Source organism: Campylobacter blaseri, assembly GCF_013201895.1.
In the GTDB taxonomy this organism is placed as follows: domain Bacteria; phylum Campylobacterota; class Campylobacteria; order Campylobacterales; family Campylobacteraceae; genus Campylobacter_B; species Campylobacter_B blaseri.
The window spans coordinates 1,872,475-1,891,678 of record NZ_CP053841.1 but is presented as its reverse complement, the minus strand read 5'-3'; the positions used below and the strand labels follow the sequence as shown (position 1 = coordinate 1,891,678).

The window sequence follows — 19,204 nt, the reverse complement described above, 5'->3', positions numbered from 1 at the left end:
TAAAATCCTTTACAATAATTACATCTAATATTTTACCCTAAATATGATAAAATATTAGTTAATTTATAAGTTAATTTAATATTTATGTGAATAGAACTTGAATAATAGTGAAAGAGTATGAATGAGAATTTTAGGAATAGACCCAGGAACTCATAACTGTGGTTATGCAATCATAGAAAAAGATAATGTGAATGTAAAATTAATTGAAGCTGGATTAATTAAGATAAAACCTAACACTTTAAACTATCAAATAACAGAACTTTGTGAAGGGCTTGATATAATTTTTAAAAATAATCAAATAGATGAAGTTGTAATAGAAGATATATTTTTTGCTTTTAATCCAAAAACAGTTTTAAAGCTTGCACAATTTCGTGGAGCTTTAAGTCTTAAAATACTTCAAATTCATGGTGAATTTTATGAGTATACTCCACTTCAAATTAAAAAAAGTGTAACAGGAAAAGCAAAAGCTACAAAAGAGCAAGTTGCTTATATGGTTAAAAGAATTTTAGGGCTTAAAAAAGATATTAAACCCCTTGATATAACCGATGCTATAGCAATAGCACTAACACATGCAAATCAGGTTAAATTTTTAAAAAATAATCCAAAGATTTAATTATCTTAAATTTAAATAATAACAGGCCTGTTTATCACCTAATTTACATGATTTTGAAAAAAGTTTTGTTGCTTTGGTTATGTTTTTTTCAACATATTCGCCATACTCATACATCATAGCTAAATTTAAACAGCTATATGAGCTATTATTATCACATGCCCTTTGAAATACATCAAATGCCTCTTTTGGTTTTTGGCTTTTATTAAAAAATGCTTTTAATTCACATCCAATTGAAAACTTAATCTTACAACCTTTATCAAAATATATTAAGGCTTCTTCTAAATTATCATGCTTATAGTTTGTCATTCCAACTTCAGCACAAGCCCAAGAATCACCATGTTCACACTTTTCTACATATTTTTGATATTTGTTTTGTGCAAAAAGAGATGATGAACAAAATATTAAGATCATTAAAAAAGCATATATTTTTTTCAAATTTTATCCTTTATAATTATAGTTAAATTCATTTTATCTAAAATTTGATAAAAATATAGTTAGTGATAAAACAGACATATTTTTTAATAAAATATATCTACAATAATAAATTTAACTTTGTATACACTCTTCAAATATAAATTTATGTTCTTGTGGAATTTGCTCATAAATAGCATGGGCTAAGTTTTTTATCTCCCAAAGAGCTGATTTTGAACTTCTTAGATGTAAAAAATTTTGCAAAGACCTTGCATTTATACTCCAAGTAAGTTCTGTTTTATAGCTTTCTGGTAAGCAGTATTTTGCTATATCTATTGTTTTTACTTCTTGCAGTACTAAACGCATGTTTTCTAATGCTTTAATGCTGTAATTATCAACTATTTCATTACCTGTTAAAACTAAATATCTACTTGCATTAGTGAAATCATTTTCTTTAAATTCACTCTCATTTTTAAGCTCTTTTAATGTATATCTTGTTGATTTTACACTTAAACTTGCCATTCTATGGCGGGCAAGTTCCTGAAGTAGGGCTCTACTAATACCTTTTATATAAAAATTATAATGAAGGTGTTCTAGGGTTGATGCATGTTTGTATTTATTACCAACTCTATCAATTAATTCTTTATCTTTCTCTCCGCCATTATCACTTTTATCAAAGCTTTGCCAGCAAGTTCTGATTGCATTTGAGCATATCCATAAAGGTGTGTAATTTAATAAATTTACTTCCATAATTTTCCTTATAATATATATGCTGAAAAAATTGTTCCAAAAATAATTAATGGAATATTATAAAATATAAATGTTGGAATACAAGTATCATAAATATGGTTATGTTGTCCATCAAAATTTAGACCACTTGTTGGTCCAAGTGTGCTATCACTTGCAGGACTTCCTGCATCTCCAATGGCAGCTGCAACACCTATTAAAAAAATAGTAGCTTCAACGCTAAATCCAAGTTCTAATGCTAAAGGGCAATAAATCGCAGCTATTATAGGAATAGTTCCAAAGCTACTTCCAATTCCAATAGTTATTAACAGACCAATTAAAAGCATTAAAAATGCTCCAGTTATTTTACCACCAGCCAAGGTTGCTGCTGCATTTACAAGCTCGCCTATACCGCCTGTTTCTCTTAAAATTGCTCCATAACCAGCAGCTACAAGCATAACAAAAGCGATAAAACCCATTAGATGAATTCCACTATTAAAAGTTTCATCCATTTTTTTATATTTTATACTTGTAGTTAAGATCATTGTGATAATTCCAAGTAATGCACCAAGTGGAAGAGAACCATACATAAGTTGAATGATAAAAGCAACTATAATACCAGCTAAAGCTCCCCACTCTTCTAAATGCATTTTTAAGTTATCTAAATTTTGCTCTAAATTTTGTTCTATTGTCTGATATTCTCTTGGTTTTCTATAAACTATCAAAGCAGTAGCTAAACCAATTATCATAGGAATGGCAGCTAACCACATAATTGATGAAACATTGCTTAAAGTTACTTCAATACTATTATTTATCATCTCTTTTTTAATTAAGTTATGAAATATAAGTCCAAAACCTAAAGGAATTGCAACATACGGGGTTTGAAGACCAAAAGTTAAAGCACACGCGACAGCTCTACGGTCAATTTTCATTTTGTTCATAACTTTTAAAAGTGGTGGAATTAAAATAGGTATAAAAGCTATATGAACAGGGATTAAGTTTTGAGAAAAACAAGAAATTATAGCTAATGAAACTAAAAAATACATTTTTTTAGAGGTTATAAAATTTGAAATTTTATTTATGAAAATTGTTGTTAAATTTGTATGAGAAATTGCAGCTGCCAATACTCCAAGAAGTATATAAGAAAGTGCAGTTTCTAAATTTCCACTCATGCCATTTATAAAAGTTGAGATTGTATATTCAAGCGTTTGAGAAAAGCTAGGATCAATTACATCTTTTGGAGCTATACCACCTAATAAACCAGCAGTTATAGCTGAAATTAAAATAGCAAGCATAACATTGCATCTAAATATACATAAAACCAGCATTAAAACAATGCTTATAAAAACTGGATTTGAAAGCACGGATATCCTTTATGAAATTTATAATTCATTATATAATATCCGTGCTTTATAAAGTTTTAAAAATAAAAATTAACTTAAGCTAAATATCCAAATAAACCTGCCAATATATATCCAACAACACAAGAGCTAGATACACCTATTAAACCTGGAAGTATAAAACTATGGTTAATAACATATTTTCCTATATGCGTTGTTCCACTTCTATCAAACTGAATAGCTGCCAAATCACTTGGATATGTTGGAAGGATATAGTAACCATAGCAAGCTGGAGCAAAAGCTACAATTACACCTGGATGAACACCAATTCCTAAAGCTAATGGAACAAATGCTGTTAAAGCTGCTGCTTGAGAGTTAACAAATTTTGATATTAAAAGAAGCATTACAGCATATGTCCATGGGTAGTCATTTACAACACTTCCAAGAACCTCTTTAATCATTGGAATATGAACACCAAACATAGTTTCTGCCATCCATGAAATTCCAAAAACAGCAACTAAAGCTATCATACCTGAACGGAAAATCTCATTTTTAGAAATCTCATTTGCATTTGTTTTAGTAAATATAATTATTAAAGCACCCGCTAAAAGCATAAAAAGTTGGATTGTTTCTGTCATTTTTAAAGCTTTATATTTTGTTATGGAGCTTAAGACTACAATTTTAGCATCATTATAAATTTTATCACCAACTATGACATCATTTCCATCTTTTGTTATAGTAATTGTTTTTTCTGAATTATCTTTTTCTACTTTTGTTATTACAACTTTTGAATAATCAAGATTGGTCTTTGTTTTTCCATTATTTATAATTTCTTTATATTCTGAGCTTAAATTTGCTGTTAAACTTCCATTTTTTACATCAATTTTTTCTAAAATTGTATCGTCTTTAACTATTTGAACTATTTTTGCATCAGATTTTGATGGAAAACTAGGACGAAGTTCATTAAAATACCCAAGTAGAGCAACAACAGCTATAACTCCTAAGAATATCCACATAGCAAGCCATTTTTTAGACTCTAATTTTACTCCAAGTAAAGATACATTTCCCTCATCACCATAAACATATTTTTTAAACTCAGGATTTTTAATTTTTTCTTGAAAAACAGGGTCTTTATCTAAATCTTTTCCTCTAAACCAACTAAAAATTCCAATTGCCAAAACACCAAATAAAGTTGATGGTATAGTAATTTTTAAAAGATCTAAATAGCCATCAAAATTTGTTAATTGTGTTTTTGAAACTAATAAAAATGCAGTTAAAGTAACAACTGCCACTGATACAGGGCTTGCTATAATTCCCATTTGTGCACCAACAGAACTTGCAGCCATAGGTCTTTCTGGGCGAATTCCATTTTTTATAGCAACATCATATATAATTGGTAAAACAGTATAGCAAACATGACCTGTTCCACAAAGAATTGTTAATATACAAGTAACAAAAGGTGCTAAAATACTAACATATTTTGGATTTTTTCTTAAGATTTTTTCTGCAATTTGAAGCATACAATCCAAACCGCCACTAGCTTGAAGTGTGGCACTAGCAACAACAACAGCTAGAATTGTAAGCATAACGCTAATTGCTGGTTTTCCTGGTTGGATATTAAATCCAAAAACCATAATTAAAAGCCCTATACCTCCTAAAAGTCCTAAGGCTATACCACCTTTTTTTGCCCCGTAAAAAAGACAAACTAAAACTATTGCAAGTTGAATTGCAAACTGTGTACCTTCACTTAGATTAATTAAAAAATCCATATAAAACCCTTTTTAAAAATTTTCTGAATTTTATTGTATTGTTTTTTTTCTAAATTTCATTTAAAATTCTAATTAAATTTAAAAAATAAAATTAACAATTTTTAGATAAAATATTTATTATGTAATATAAAAGGAAAATTATGAGAAGTGATATAGTAAAAAAGGGTTATACAAAAGCACCACATCGTTCTCTTTTAAGAGCAACAGGGCTTAAAGATGAAGATTTTAACAAGCCTTTTATAGGTGTGGCAAATAGTTTTATAGAAGTAATTCCAGGACATTTTTTCTTAGATAAATATTCTAAAATTATAAAAGATGAGATTAGAAAAAATGGCTGTGTTCCATTTGAGTTTAATACAATTGGTGTTGATGATGGTATTGCGATGGGCCATAGTGGTATGCTTTACTCACTTCCTAGCCGTGAAATAATAGCAAATTCAATAGAAACAGTTATGAATGCTCATGCACTTGATGCATTAGTTTGCATACCAAACTGCGATAAGATAGTTCCTGGTATGCTTATGGGGGCTTTAAGGGTTAATGTTCCAACCATTTTTGTAAGTGGCGGACCTATGAAAGCAGGGGTTGGAGAGAGTGGCGAAGCACTTGATTTAAACTCTGTTTTTGAAGGAGTTGGAGCTTATGAAACTGGTAAAATAAATGAAGAACAACTTAAATTTATAGAGTGTGCTGCCTGTCCAGGTGGTGGAAGTTGTTCTGGAATGTTTACAGCAAATTCAATGAATACACTTTGCGAGGCTATGGGCATAGCACTGCCTGGAAATGGAACTATACTAGCTTTAACGCCTGAAAGAGAAAAGCTTTTAAGACTTGCTGCTAAAAGAATTTGTGAAATTGCCCTTAATAAAAAATACAAGATTAGAAATATCATAAATGAAAAATCAATAAAAAATGCTATGGTTATAGATATGGCAATGGGTGGAAGTTCAAATACAATTTTGCATATGCTTGCAATTAGTCGTGAGGCAGAGGCTCCACTTGATATTGCAAAACTAAATGATATCAGTAAAGTTGTGCCACATATAGCAAAAATAGCACCAAGTTTACCAACTGTACATATGGAAGATGTCGGTAGAGCGGGAGGTATGAGTGCTGTTATGGCTGAGATTGCAAGATATGATGAAAATCTTTTAAATTTAGATAATCTTTGTGTTGAAGGTATTATGTTAAAAGATAGATTAAAAAATGCAATTATTAAAGATGAAAACATTATCCATACTGTTGAAAATGCCTATTCAAAGGTTGGCGGGCTTGCGATTTTATTTGGAAATTTAGCTGAGCAAGGTTGTGTTATAAAAGCAGCTGGTATCATAGGAAGTAGAAAATTTAGTGGAAAAGCAGTATGTTTTAACTCTCAAGATGAAGCAATAGTTGGTATTTCTAGTGGTAAAGTTAAAAAAGGCGATGTTGTAGTTTTAAGATATGAAGGTCCAAAAGGTGGTCCTGGAATGCAAGAAATGCTTAGTCCAACAAGCCTTATAGTAGGTCGTGGTTTGGGTGCTGATGTAGCTTTGATAACTGATGGTAGATTTAGTGGAGCAACTAGAGGGCTTAGCATAGGGCATGTCAGTCCTGAAGCAGCTGAGGGTGGAATGATAGGGCTTTTAAAAGATGGAGATATTATAGATATTAATGTTGATGAGTATTCTATAAATGTGCGTTTAAGCGATGAGGAGGTAGCAAAAAGAAAAGCTGAGTTTAAATATCTTGGCAAAGAAGTTAAAAGCAGATGGCTTAGACAGTATCAAAAACTTGTTACAAATGCAAGTAATGGAGCAATTTTGGAAGCGTAAGTGATTTAAATAATAAATGAAAATTAGCTAATAATAAAAGTGCAATATAATTAATTTTATAAATAAAATTTAATATTTTTATTTTGTTTATTCGTGTTTTTAAATTTAAACTAGGTTGTTGCATATTTAAGGATAAAAAGGCATGTTCGAAGGAAGTTATAATCAATGGGATTTAGATAAAATAGATGAAGAGATTAATCTTTTATTTAGTAGCCAATTTTGACAGATTAAAGCTAAAAATACTTCCTTTATCTAAAGAGGATTGTAAATCAATTTTTATATTATATTCTTGGCATATTGAAGAGATGATGTCTAAGCCTATGCCAAAACCGCCTTCTTTGCTAACGCCTCTTTGATATCTTTTAAAAATCTCTTTTTGCATACTTTTATCAATGCCTATACCTTCATCTTGAACAATAAATTTATTTTCTTTAAGCGTTATATGAATGTTTTTATCTTTGTTTGTGTATTTTATAGCATTTGCTAAAACATTGCTTATAATCATCGTAGCACAGTATTTATCCATACAAATATTTGTATTTTCAAGCTTTGTGTGCAAAGTTATATTTTTGGATTTTGCAAGTTCGTTAAAAAATATAATACTTTCATCAATCAAGATTTTAAAATCAAATTTTTCATTATATCTTTCTGAGTTTTTTCCATTGGCATTAAAGAGTAGTTTATCAGAAGATAATTTTATATTTTTTACACTTAGTATTATTTGATTTAATGTTTTGTTGTCTATAGTTTTTTGTTTTTTTAGCTTTGAAACTATCATTACAAGGGCTGTTAATGGAGTGTTTAGTTCATGAGAACTATTTTTTACAAAATCATTTAATTGTTCAAAACTTTCTTTAATAGGCTTTACTAAAATTCTACTTAAAATATATCCAAAACACAGTATCATTATGAAATTTAATACGATAAAAGCTGCAATTTTATATCTAAGTTTTTGTATATCTGATAAAATATTTGTATCTTCAACTATTATGTATTTTATTGGAATTTCATTTTCATTTAAGTTTAAAATATATACAATTTTTGCACTAAAAATATGAGTTTTATTTTGTATATTAAAGTCAATTGGATATCTTAAATTTGAAAAATATACAGAAGTATCGTCCTTTAAAAGAGCATAATTTATAGTTTTATCTTCTATGTTAAGAACTAATTTCTCATTTTTCATATATTTATTTAGTATTTCGCTTTTAATTTTCCAAGCTATTTGACTTGTTTTCATACTGTAGTGACTTTCTATATTTTTCCATTCTTTGTCATAATACATAAAAGCTATAATTACAACAAATATAAAAGATGATCCGACATAGTATTGCAAAAATTTCAAAAAAGCAAATTTCTCTTTTTTATTCATATATGTAGCCTAAACCTCGCAAAGTTTTTATTTTATCCTTACCTACAATATTTCTCAAATTTTTTATATATACTCTTATTGTAATTTGGCTAGGGTATTCGTCACAATACCATATATTCTGAAATAATTCATCAAAACTTACAACTCTTTTGCTGTTATTATATAAATAATACAAAATTTCAGCCTCTTTTTTTGAAATTTCATAGGTATTTTTATCTTTTTCAATAGTATGGTTTATTAAATCAAGAGTGTGTGTTTTCATATCTATTATATGATTTTTATCAATTCCAAATCTTTTTGATAAATTTATAACTCTTTGGCTTAACTCTTCTAAGTCAAAAGGCTTTTTTATATAGTCATCACAACCGTAACAAAAGCCTTTTTTGAGATTCCCAGTATCTTGATAAGCCGTTATTATAATAGTTGGTATAGTTATATCATAATCTCTTATATTTTTTAGCAAATCTAAGCCAGAAATTTTTGGAACATTTATATCAAATATAAACATATCATATTTTTTATTTTCTATACTTTCTAATGCTTTTTCCCCATCATCAAATGTATCAACCTCATAATTTTGCTCTATTAGATGAGTTGAAATTAAATCAGATAATAACGCATCGTCCTCAAGAAGCAGTATTTTCATAAAATTTTCTTTTGATTATATGATCTAAGCTTATTTTTCCTGCTCCAAAACCCATCAAAATAATCAAAAATGATATGTAGTATAGTGGTATTTCAAATCCATTGTTTCCAACACTAAAACCATTTGCAAAATGAACTGTCATTATAGCAACGGTTAAAACCATAATTAATAAAAATGAAATATATCTAGTAAATAGTCCTAAAACTAATAAGATTACCCCAAAAATTTCAGTATATGTTGCTGCATATGCATTAAGTAGTGGAAAAGGAATTCCAAGACTTGCAAACCATGTAGATATTCCTTGAATATCAGAAAATTTATTTATTGCTGGCTCATAAAATCCATAAGCTAACAACATTCTAGCAAAAAATAATCCCACGCTTTGCAGATTATTTAAGCAATTATTGACTTTATTTAATATTTGTGTCACTATTTATCCTTTTTATTAAAACACCTAAATTTACAAGTTCTTTTAGGGCTTTTTTTAGTATTTTTTTACTCTCTTTTTTTTCTAAATCATATTTTTTGCATATGATTTTACTACTTTTTTTGAAAGAGTTATGCTTCATCAACTTTATAAACTCATACATAGATAAGGACAATTCCCTATAGATAACTATTTTACTTTGAGTATCATAATAGGCTAATAATGCACATTTCTCCTTGTTTTCTAAATCTTTTAAATGAACTTTATATTTTAACTTTTTTATTTTAGCATTTTTATTTAAAATATAATTAGATTTTAAAGAAAATTTTGATTTTTCAAAATCATCATAGTTTTTCATAAATAATTCTATTTCTATCCACTCAAACCATAATAAGTCTTTTGTATAAGGCAAGTTTTTGTATTTCTTGCTAGAAGTCAGATATTTTCCAAATTCTTTTGGCATTTTCCAAACATACTCATTCCTTGCACCAAATTCTAAAAAATCTTGAACCATTTTTTTAAATTTGTCATCAGGTATAATACTAGCAAATATAGGATAAGCATTTGATAAAATTTCATAATATCTTTGAAAAACCAAATTTTGATATAAAGTTATAGCTTTATCTTCGCTTGGTTTTCTTCTGCTTATTTTGTAAAAAAAATCTTTTTGTAAATCTTTCATTTTACACTTTCATATATTTGTTTCATTTTCTCAAATTCTTTACCTAGTTCATCTAAGCTTGGAATATTGTTATCTCTTTCTATCATACACGGAACTTTTTTCTGTTCTAATGTATAAGCTAGGAGTTCCCAAACTTTTTTTGTCACATTTTTCCCATGAGTATCAACCAAAAATCCAGATTCTCTGTCATTAAAATGACCTGCTATATGAATGTAAGCAATGGTTGACTTGTCCAAATCATCTATAAATTTTTGTGCATCAAAATTATGGTTAACTGAGTTTACATATACATTATTTACATCTAGTAAAATTCCAACACCGCTTTTTTCTACAAGCTTATTTATAAACTCAACTTCACTCATTTTTTCTTGCACTTTATAATAATATGTAGCATTTTCAAGTATAAGCTTTCTACCTAATTCATCTTGGACATAGTTAACTCTGTCGTTTAATAAATTTAGCGACTTTTTATTTAAACAAATAGGTAATAGTTCATAACTTTGTGAAAAATCAACATGCGAAAAACTTATATGCTCTGAATACTCTTTGATATTATATTTATCTAAAAACTCTCTAAGGTCTTTTAAAAACTTTTTAGATGGTTTTTTATTTGAGCCAATAGATAAAGACACTCCATGAGCTACTATTTTGTTTTGAGAGACTATTTTTTCAAAGTTTTCTCTGTGATGATAGGGCATTTGTATCCAATTTTCGGGAGTTATCTCCCAAAAATCAGGTTTAAAGTCGCTACTTAGAGCCTCAACCAAAAATTCTCTTCTAAGTCCTAAACCACAACCTTGTAATTTTTCCATTTATTAGCTACCGCACTTTCCTGCGCCACATTTAGCATCCATTTTTTTAGTAGTAGCTTTTTCTTCTACATCACCACCACATTTACCTGCGCCACATTTAGCATCCATTTTTTTAGTAACATTTTCTTCCATATGTGCGCCACATTTAGCATCCATTTTTTTAGCATCTTTTTTGCTTCCACATTTACCTGCACCACATTTAGCGTCCATACTTTTAGATGATTTACTTTCCATATTGTTAGAACCACATTTACTTGCGCCACATTTAGCTTGACCTGCACTTAAAACTGTTGCACTAACTAAAGCTGCACCTAATAATAGACCTTTTGTTTTTGTTTTTAAAGATTTCTTACTCATCTTTTCTCCTTCTGTTTGTTAAGATAGTTTAATTGTATATATTTAGTGTTGAATTTTTGTTGGATAACAAAATTTTAAATTAATCTAAAATATTTTTGTTACAAAATTTTAAAATTAATTTTTTATATATCTAATAATATAATTTTATTAACAAAACTAGAAAGGAGTGCTCATGCAAAAGTTATCTAGGCGAAATTTTTTAAAAATTGCATTAGCTACTGGCACCTTAATGAACAGTGCAAGTGCTTTTGTTTTTGATAAAAATTTTTCAAAAAATATAAATTACACTCATCTATTTTATGATGAAAGCTCTATTATAAGTAAATATTTTGCTAAAAAAATTTCAACTAACAATTCTAATCTTTATGGCTTAAATGGAGATATTTCACATATCTATACAAAACTATTAAAAGATATTTCTTCTAACTCAATACTTTGCGGATTTACAAGTTATGAGAGTTTTTTTGTTATTTCTCAAGCTGTAAAAAGTCTAAATTTAAGACCATTACATCTAAATATCTATGCTATAAATGATAATTTTAATGATTTGAAAGGATTAAAATCTGTTAGAAATTATATAAAAGATGATTATTTTATCAATAAACTAGCTTTTGATTTAACAAATTTTAATTTTAATGAAAAAGATATTGCAAAAAGTTTTACAAAAATAGCTCAAAAAGATAGCTACAAAACTACTTTGTATTCGTGGGTAATAACATCAAATAAAAGGAGAGACATATGATACTTCCAATAGGAGTTAGCGAAGCTAATTTTAAAACTGCTATAGAAAAATTTAAAAAAGCCATAGGAGAAAAATGGGTATTTGATAAAGAAGAAGATATCAAACTCTATAGAGATGCGTATTCTCCAGAATGGGACGAACCAACTGAACCAATACCTTCACTTGCTGTTGCACCAAAAGATACTGCTGAGGTTCAAGCTATTGTAAAGATTGCAAATGAGTATAAAATTCCACTCTTTCCAATCTCAACAGGTAAGAATTTAGGATATGGTTCATCTGCTCCAAATCGCCGTGGAGATGTGGTTGTTGATCTAAAAAGAATGAACAAAATTATAGAAGTTGATGATAAAAGAAATTTCTGTATTTTGGAGCCAGGAGTTAGTTATTTTGACTTTTATGAATATTGTGAGAAAAATAACCTAAATGTAATGATGGATATTCCAGATCCAGGTTGGGGGAGTCCTGTCGGAAATGCACTAGATCACGGCTGGGGCTATACATATGGAATGTATAGAGATCACTTTGGTGCACATTGTGGTATGGAAGTTGTGCTTGCAAATGGTGAAGTTATGAGAACAGGTATGGGAGCATTGCCAAATGCTAAAACATTTGCCGAAAATAAATATGGATATGGTGCTTATGTGGACGGCCTTTTTGCTCAATCAAATTTTGGAATAGTTACAAAAATGGGATTTTGGCTTATGCCAAAGCCTGAATTTTATGCACTTTATAGCCTTACAACTCCACGCCGTGAAGATATAATTCCAATGGTTGAAATTTTAAACTATTTGGAAGACTCTTTTATTATAGGTTGGCCACTTTATAGAAGCCCTTTAAACCCACCTCACGGCAAAGAGATGAATCCTGAGTTAAAATCTTATCTTACTTCAAATGGTGGAAAACCTGATCTTGAAAAGATTCAAAACTATGCTTTAAAGAATAAAATTCCATATTGGCAAATTGACATTCCAATTTATGGAAACAAAGACTCTGTTAAAGCAAATGCAGAGTATATCAAAAAGCGTTTTAGTGTAATAGATGGTTCAAAACTTGAGTTAGTTCAGGAATTTTCACTTCCTTTAAGTAAAGATGATATTGAAAAACTTAAACATAAAGTTTCTCTTGGAATTCCAAGTATGGAAATTTTTTGGCTTAGCACAAGGGGTGAAAAACTTGACCCTCAAGATGGACATGTTTGGTTCTCTCCTATAATTCCACGAGATGGAAAAGAGCTTTTAAAATGTCAAGATGTTTATATAGATGTGTTTCACGAGCTTGGTATGCCTTCGCCAATTACTCCTTTTGCTCATCCTAGAAGTTGGATGTATAGGGCATTTTGTTTTATGCTAGGTTTTGGAAACTCAAGAACAGATATAGAGCATAACAAAAAAATGAGAATAGCATATCGTAAAATGATAGAAGTAGCTGCAGATAATGGTTGGGGCGATTATAGAGCTGCACCTACATTCCAAGATGATGTTTATGATGTATATTCTTATAATGATCATATTTTAAAGAAATTTATAGAAAAATTAAAAGACGCAATAGATCCAAATGGTATTATGGCTCCTGGTCGTGGAGGAATTTGGCCAAAATCTCTAAGAGAAGCCAAAAACGGAGGTGCAAAATGAAAATAGTTAAAATTTTAGCCAAATTTGGACTTTTAATGGCAATTTTAAGTAGCTTTGCAATAGCTGAAAATAGCATAAAAATGTCCGATATTCCACAAGATGAAACTTTACAAAGAGGTAAAAAGGTTTATGATTATTGGTGTTTGCCGTGTCATGGTGCAAATATGCCAGGAACAAATGCACTTGTTGTGCTTTATAAAGATAGTGGCATTCCAACTGAACTTACAAAAAGAACAGATTTAGTTCCTGAATTAGTTGAGTTTTTTGTAAGAGAGGGCAAGCATAGTATGCCATTTTTTAGAAAAACCGAGATAAATGATGAAGATATGAAAGCTCTTAGCGAGTATCTCTCAAACCCTAAAAATTAACTATAATAGCGGGTGAAAACCCGTTATTATCTATACAAAATTTAGTTTATGCTAGAATACAGATAAATTTTATTAATATTAAAATCATACAAAGGAAATGTTTTGTATCTACTTACTATAAGACAAGATAATTATAGCACCATTATAGGAGTGTTTGAAACTCTTGAGAGTGGGCGAGAATTTGCTAAAAAACTGCCAGGATATAAGTACTTGATAGAAGATGGTTTTGAATACGAAACGCTAGATTATAAAGCTTTTAGTGATTATGTAGAAGTTCATTATAAAACAAATATTTTGCCATTTACTAAATTTATGTTTAGAAGCGAAAATGAAATTTATATAGATTGGAGCAAAGTTGTAAATTTAGACGAGACACAAAACAAAATAGTAGGAACTCACACACTTGTAGATGCATATTTTGTTAATAATGATGAGGTTAAAAGCTATATTGAAAAAAGAGAAAATCTTTATAAAAAAGTCAAAAAAGTCTTAGAAAATTTGGGTTATGAAGTAGATAGAAGCTATAAAGGTTCAGAAGATGGAGAAGCTATTTTGTATAAAAAGAGTGGTTCTAAGGATTGGCATTTTTTGACCCATTTAGATCCTATGTTTGTTGAAGAATGCCCTAGTAAAAATGAAGAGATTTCAAAATATGTGCAGGATTTACTTATATAAAGCTTTGTAGAATAAATATCAAAGATAAAAATGGTAAAATTAAATTATATTAGGAAAATAAAATGAAAAAATTTATTTTAATAGGATTATTTATCTTAACTAGTTGTTTTGGAAATACAGCTGATGAATTAAAGGCAAGATGTGAAATTGCAGATGGTAACTCGTGCCATACCTTAGGATTATGGCACAACTATGGAAGCAAAGAAGATGTAGAATATAATAAAACAAAATCAGAGTTTTTTATTAAAAAAGCTTGCAATTTGGGGCTAGGAAAAGCTTGCTATGATTTGATTGTAGTGTTAGGTGGAAATGGAAGAACAGAAGAAGAAAAAATGGATATTTATAAAAAAGGGTGTGATTTAGATGATGAATTCTCTTGTGAGATACTAGGAGATTTGCACTATCCATATAATAATAGCAAACAAGATTTTAATAAGTCAAAATATTATTATGAAAAAGCTTGCAAGATAAATCCTGTAAATTCATCTTGCGAAAAAATGGCATTTTATTCTATACAAAATCCAGAATTTAGCAAATTAAATCTAAATAAAGCATTATCTATCTTAAAAGAAAATTGTAATTTTTATAAAAAGAGAGGAAATTGTAGCTATTTCAATTATGCTTGTAATTTACAATCTTTAAGAGATAAATTACAAGAAGAGTGTAATTTAAACAAAGGTTATGCATGTGGAAATTTAGGATTAATTTATTATATGGAAGAAAAAGAAAATAAAGATTATAAAGCTATATTAAATTTATACCAAAAAGGCTGTGATTTAAAAGATGGAGATTCTTGTTCCTACTTGGCTGATTATTATTTTAATAATAAACAAAGCGACAAAGCAACTAAAATACTCCAAAATAGTTGCGAAAGAGGAGATTTAAAACAATGTGGCTTTTTGGGAAATATATATTTTATTGGCAAACTTACACAAACAGATTATATAAAAGCAGAGAAGTATTATATTAAAAATTGTGAATTAAAAACCAAAAACTATTGCAAAACATTAATTTCGTTGTATGAGGAAAGTGAAAAAGATCCAAACAATATAAAAGAGCTATTTGAACAGAAATGTTCCTTAGGAAATGGTAATTTTTGTGGGTTATTAGGTGAAATGTATGAGACTGGTTACTTCTTAGATGAAAATTTTAGTAAAGCTCTTGAGTTTTACAATAAAGCCAATTCCCTAGGACATACCGAGTATTATTTTAACCTTGACTGGTTGCAAACAATAAACAAAAATATAAATTTTGAAAAAATTTTAAACATATGTGATAAAAAATTATGTTATGAATTTGCAAAAGAGTATGAAAGTTCTTATAATATTGGTGATGAAAAAGCTCTTGAAAATATGAAACAACTTTACGAGAAAGGTTGTGATTTGGGTGATGGAAACTCGTGTGTAGAGCTAGGATATATAAATTATAATGATATAACTAAAGTAAAAGAATTATATAAAAAAAGTTGTGATTTAAATAATTCCAAAGGTTGTTTTATTCTAGGGTATTTATATGAAAATGGTGCAGGTATTACCAAAGATATGAACATTGCTAAAAAAATGTATGAAAAAGCTTGCAACTTAGGAAATAAAATATCTTGTGCTAAAATAGATAAATTAAAATAAATATCAAAGGTGAAAATGATAAATTTAATTATTAGGAATATAAAATGAGAGAAATAATTTTAATAGGATTTTTTATCTTAACTAGTTGTTTTGGAATGAGTGAATTAGAGCAAAAGTGCGAATTTGGTGATGGAAATGCCTGTAAGTCTTTGGCGCTTCAAAACAGACATAAAATAAAAACTAATGAAACACTAGAGTTGTCAAAAAACTATTTTATAAAAGCAGTTGAAATTTATAAAGAAAAATGTGAAATAGGGGATTATAGTTATTGTTCGCAATTGGCCGATGCTTATAAATACGGAGAAGGTGTCGAGATGGACACGGCAAAAGCAGATGAACTATATAGCAAAGTAGAGGCGCATTATAAAGAAAAATGTAATGAAGGCGATACTAAAAATTGCAACATAATTATAAATTTATATAAATATGGAATTATTGAGAATGGATCTTCAAATTTAGATGGTCTATATAAACAATTAGTTCAAATACACACAAAAAAATGTGAAATGGGCGATGGAGATTCATGCGAAGAGTTAATTAAACTTTATAATAGTAATGGCGAAGAAAAAAAATATATAAATGATGCAGATAAGCTTTATAAGAAGGCTTTTGAAGGTTATATGAAAAATTGTAATCTAGAAGACGCTAACTCTTGCTATAAATTATCTAATATATATGGTATGGGAAATCCTGCGGTAGAGCATAATTTAACTAAATCTAATTTATACTTTGATAAATCAGTTCAAATTTATAAAAAACAGTGTGAGGCTAATAATGGAGATTCTTGTAATAAAATAGTAGGCTTATATGCAAATAATCCAACACCAGATATGAAACGCGTAGATGAATTTTCTAAAAAAACTATAAAGGCACATGAAAATGCTTGTGAAACAGGAGATAGTTTTGCTTGTAGTAAGTTAGCATATATTTACGGATATGGACAAATTGTAAATTTAAGTAAATCAGTAGAATTTGCTAAAAAAGCCTGCAAGTTAGGCGATGAATTAAAGTCACCTTTTTTTTGTAAAAGATTAAATAAATAAGCTATATGCACTCTTTTAAAGTACATAATTAGAAAATTAAATTAATTATATTTTTGTGTTACAGTTTTTTAAATTTCCGCTTTTAAAGCCCTTATAAAACCACTCTTTTCTCTGTTTTGAAGTTCCATGTGTAAAAGAATCAGGCACAACATAGCCCCTAGCCTTTCTTTGCAAAGCGTCATCTCCTATCATATTAGCAGCATTTAAAGCCTCATCTATGTCGCCATCTTCAAGAAGATTTTTTTCAAAATGAACATAATGTGCCCAAATTCCAGCATAGCAATCAGCTTGAAGTTCTACTTTTACTTGAATAGCATTTTTACGAGCTTTGTCTGATGTCTGTTTTTTTAGCTCCTCTGCCTTTTTTAAAGTACCTGTTAAATACTGCACATGATGCCCAACTTCATGGGCTAAAACATAAGCATTAGCAAAATCTCCAGGAGCATTATATCTTTTTGCTAACTCATTAAAAAAGTTTAGGTCAATGTATATTTTTTGATCATTTGGACAATAAAATGGTCCAACTTGTGAGCTTGCAAAGCCACAACCACTATTTACAACACCACGAAACAGAACTAAATTTGGCTCAACATATTTTGAACTATTTTTTGCAAAAATATTATTCCAAACATCTTCAGTTTCTGCTAGAATAGTTGCTATAAATTTAGCTTGTTCCTCATCGTTTTTAGTAATGGCTTGATTTGAGGTTGCAGGGGCAGATAAATTTAACATTGAAAGAGGGTTAAAGCCCAAGAAATACGCTATAACACCGATTATTAATACAATTTTGCCTATTTTTGTTTGTAGTAGAAATCTTGCAATTGGTATAATTGCTTGCAAGTTCATTCCAGCTCTTACTTGCTCACCTCTTCTATCTTCTACATTATTACTTTGCCTTCTATCACGCCATTTCATAGTTTGCCTTTTAAAAATATTAGATTATTATAACAGATTATAGAGTTATTTAGATAAAGATTAGTAAGAAAAAGTAGGCAAGCGCCTACTTAAATTATAAAGAACAACCACCCGTAGAACAACCACCATTTTCTTTAATAATTTTTTGGATAGTTTCGTAGTTTGGCTCATTTGTAACCTCGCTTACTATCTCTTTATGGATAATTTTTCCATCTTTATTAACAATAAAAATAGCTCTTGCACTAAGTCCAGCAAGTGCCCCATCTTTTATTAAAACACCATAAGCATTTGCAAAATCTTTATTTCTAAAATCACTTCCAACTTGGATGTTTTCTATACCTTCGGTTGAGCAAAATCTACCCATTGCAAATGGTAAATCCATAGATATGACAGTTAGTTTAACATTGTCTTTGCCTGCTACACTTTGGTTAAATTTTCTTGTTTCTGTCGCACAAACTTCTGTATCTAAAGATGGAACTACTGCTAGAATTTGAATTTTATCACTAACACCACCAACTTTTATAGATGAGAGATCTTTTGCTGCAAGTTCTACAACTGGCGCTAAATCACCTACATTTACTTCATTTCCTACTAAATTTGCTACATTTCCGCCTACTGTTATATTTGCCATACATTCTCCTTAAAATTATTGATTTCATTATATCTAAAATAGGATAAACAAAAATTCAAGACTACTAATTATTTTGAAATAATTAAAAGCATTTTATTTTATATTTATCATCTACACCTCATATGGATTATGTATAGATATCATTATGCTGTCACCTTTGTTTAATATAAAATTTTGCCCTCTACATTTTTATTTTAGCACTTTAGTTAAAAACTCTTTTTCCATCAAATGCAAATAGTATCATTTTAAGCTTTATATGCATTTACTAAAGTCTTGTTTGCTACTTTGTCTGTTTGATACTATATCTTCTTTTAACTTTAAAAGTTTTTATTAATATATTTTCTCCTTTAATTTTATCATTGCTACTTTATAACCACTATCTAAATAAGCTTCTTTTTTAATATCTTGTTGTAAAAACAAAGATTAAAAGGCTGAATTTGAATATTTTTTCTCTATCTTATCTTTAAATTTGACTAAAACCACCTTTAAAAAGCAAATAAATTCTATTTATAGCTTGTTTTTTTATAACTTAACTCCTGATTTTCATCAAAAGAGTAAATAGATAGTTTAAAGTTTTTATCATAATTAGAACTTGGCTTACCACT

20 protein-coding genes are annotated in these 19,204 nt (G+C 28.8%); 8 read left to right on the top strand and 12 right to left on the bottom strand.

Annotated elements, in window-relative coordinates:
- The first annotated feature begins 121 nt into the window (after nt 1-121).
- Nucleotides 122-613 (top strand): crossover junction endodeoxyribonuclease RuvC, encoded by a 492-nt coding sequence (ruvC, locus tag CBLAS_RS09385; RefSeq protein WP_106869472.1) that lies wholly within the window; start codon nt 122-124, stop codon nt 611-613.
- Here the strand turns inward: ruvC and CBLAS_RS09380 are convergent, their stop codons facing one another.
- The 4 genes from CBLAS_RS09380 to CBLAS_RS09365 form a co-directional block, all read right to left on the bottom strand.
- Entirely contained in the window at nt 614-1,048 is a 435-nt protein-coding gene (locus CBLAS_RS09380; protein WP_106869474.1) for a tetratricopeptide repeat protein, read from the bottom strand.
- A 111-nt stretch (nt 1,049-1,159) separates the two neighbouring features.
- A complete protein-coding gene (gene thyX / locus CBLAS_RS09375; protein WP_106869476.1) occupies nt 1,160-1,774 on the bottom strand; it encodes an FAD-dependent thymidylate synthase in 615 nt (204 codons plus the stop codon).
- Nucleotides 1,775-1,782: 8 nt separating this feature from the next.
- Entirely contained in the window at nt 1,783-3,114 is a 1,332-nt protein-coding gene (locus CBLAS_RS09370) for a Na+/H+ antiporter family protein (RefSeq protein ID WP_106869479.1), read from the bottom strand.
- Between the two features lie 74 nt (nt 3,115-3,188).
- Nucleotides 3,189-4,859, bottom strand: a complete 1,671-nt coding sequence (locus tag CBLAS_RS09365; RefSeq protein ID WP_106869481.1) for an anaerobic C4-dicarboxylate transporter — start codon at nt 4,857-4,859, stop codon at nt 3,189-3,191.
- A gap of 140 nt (nt 4,860-4,999) precedes the next feature.
- Between CBLAS_RS09365 and ilvD the strand changes: the two genes are divergently transcribed.
- On the top strand, nt 5,000-6,673 hold the full coding sequence (ilvD, locus tag CBLAS_RS09360; RefSeq protein WP_106869483.1) for a dihydroxy-acid dehydratase: 1,674 nt from the start codon (nt 5,000-5,002) through the stop codon (nt 6,671-6,673).
- A 202-nt stretch (nt 6,674-6,875) separates the two neighbouring features.
- Here ilvD and CBLAS_RS09355 read toward each other — a convergent pair whose 3' ends face one another.
- From CBLAS_RS09355 to CBLAS_RS09330, 6 genes are read right to left on the bottom strand one after another with little or no spacing between them, the layout of a single operon-like run.
- Nucleotides 6,876-8,045 (bottom strand): sensor histidine kinase, encoded by a 1,170-nt coding sequence (locus CBLAS_RS09355; RefSeq protein WP_106869485.1) that lies wholly within the window; start codon nt 8,043-8,045, stop codon nt 6,876-6,878.
- Nucleotides 8,038-8,691 carry a response regulator transcription factor gene (locus tag CBLAS_RS09350; RefSeq protein WP_106869487.1) on the bottom strand — a complete coding sequence of 218 codons (654 nt, stop codon included), beginning with the start codon at nt 8,689-8,691 and terminating at the stop codon, nt 8,038-8,040. Before CBLAS_RS09350 ends, CBLAS_RS09355 begins: the two co-directional genes overlap by 8 nt.
- Nucleotides 8,672-9,121 (bottom strand): HvfX family Cu-binding RiPP maturation protein, encoded by a 450-nt coding sequence (locus CBLAS_RS09345; RefSeq protein ID WP_338152840.1) that lies wholly within the window; start codon nt 9,119-9,121, stop codon nt 8,672-8,674. Before CBLAS_RS09345 ends, CBLAS_RS09350 begins: the two co-directional genes overlap by 20 nt.
- Complete coding sequence (locus CBLAS_RS09340; protein WP_106869491.1) at nt 9,102-9,800, bottom strand: HvfC/BufC family peptide modification chaperone; 699 nt, start codon at nt 9,798-9,800, stop codon at nt 9,102-9,104. The genes CBLAS_RS09345 and CBLAS_RS09340 overlap by 20 nt, the downstream gene beginning before the upstream one ends.
- Nucleotides 9,797-10,612, bottom strand: a complete 816-nt coding sequence (locus CBLAS_RS09335; protein ID WP_106869493.1) for a multinuclear nonheme iron-dependent oxidase — start codon at nt 10,610-10,612, stop codon at nt 9,797-9,799. Before CBLAS_RS09335 ends, CBLAS_RS09340 begins: the two co-directional genes overlap by 4 nt.
- A gap of 3 nt (nt 10,613-10,615) precedes the next feature.
- The gene (locus CBLAS_RS09330) at nt 10,616-10,969 is read right to left on the bottom strand and encodes an HvfA family oxazolone/thioamide-modified RiPP metallophore (protein WP_106869495.1); all 354 of its coding nucleotides are present in this window, start codon (nt 10,967-10,969) and stop codon (nt 10,616-10,618) included.
- A gap of 172 nt (nt 10,970-11,141) precedes the next feature.
- Between CBLAS_RS09330 and CBLAS_RS09325 the strand changes: the two genes are divergently transcribed.
- The 6 genes from CBLAS_RS09325 (at nt 11,142) to CBLAS_RS09300 (ending at nt 17,053) form a co-directional block, all read left to right on the top strand.
- Nucleotides 11,142-11,711: a hypothetical protein gene (locus CBLAS_RS09325; RefSeq protein WP_106869497.1), complete on the top strand. Its 570-nt coding sequence runs from the start codon at nt 11,142-11,144 to the stop codon at nt 11,709-11,711.
- The gene (locus CBLAS_RS09320; protein WP_106869499.1) at nt 11,708-13,342 is read left to right on the top strand and encodes an FAD-binding oxidoreductase; all 1,635 of its coding nucleotides are present in this window, start codon (nt 11,708-11,710) and stop codon (nt 13,340-13,342) included. The genes CBLAS_RS09325 and CBLAS_RS09320 overlap by 4 nt, the downstream gene beginning before the upstream one ends.
- Nucleotides 13,339-13,710, top strand: coding sequence for a c-type cytochrome (locus tag CBLAS_RS09315; RefSeq protein WP_106869501.1), 372 nt, complete (start codon nt 13,339-13,341; stop codon nt 13,708-13,710). Before CBLAS_RS09320 ends, CBLAS_RS09315 begins: the two co-directional genes overlap by 4 nt.
- A gap of 102 nt (nt 13,711-13,812) precedes the next feature.
- Entirely contained in the window at nt 13,813-14,385 is a 573-nt protein-coding gene (locus CBLAS_RS09310) for a hypothetical protein (RefSeq protein WP_106869503.1), read from the top strand.
- 62 nt (nt 14,386-14,447) lie between these two features.
- The gene (locus CBLAS_RS09305; protein ID WP_106869505.1) at nt 14,448-16,010 is read left to right on the top strand and encodes a tetratricopeptide repeat protein; all 1,563 of its coding nucleotides are present in this window, start codon (nt 14,448-14,450) and stop codon (nt 16,008-16,010) included.
- Between the two features lie 44 nt (nt 16,011-16,054).
- Entirely contained in the window at nt 16,055-17,053 is a 999-nt protein-coding gene (locus CBLAS_RS09300; protein ID WP_106869507.1) for a tetratricopeptide repeat protein, read from the top strand.
- 45 nt (nt 17,054-17,098) lie between these two features.
- Here the strand turns inward: CBLAS_RS09300 and ypfJ are convergent, their stop codons facing one another.
- Both ypfJ and tpx read right to left on the bottom strand, forming a co-directional pair.
- On the bottom strand, nt 17,099-17,968 hold the full coding sequence (gene ypfJ / locus CBLAS_RS09295) for a KPN_02809 family neutral zinc metallopeptidase (RefSeq protein WP_106869509.1): 870 nt from the start codon (nt 17,966-17,968) through the stop codon (nt 17,099-17,101).
- Nucleotides 17,969-18,062: 94 nt separating this feature from the next.
- Nucleotides 18,063-18,599, bottom strand: coding sequence for a thiol peroxidase (gene tpx / locus CBLAS_RS09290; RefSeq protein WP_106869511.1), 537 nt, complete (start codon nt 18,597-18,599; stop codon nt 18,063-18,065).
- Between the last annotated feature and the right edge of the window lie 605 nt (nt 18,600-19,204).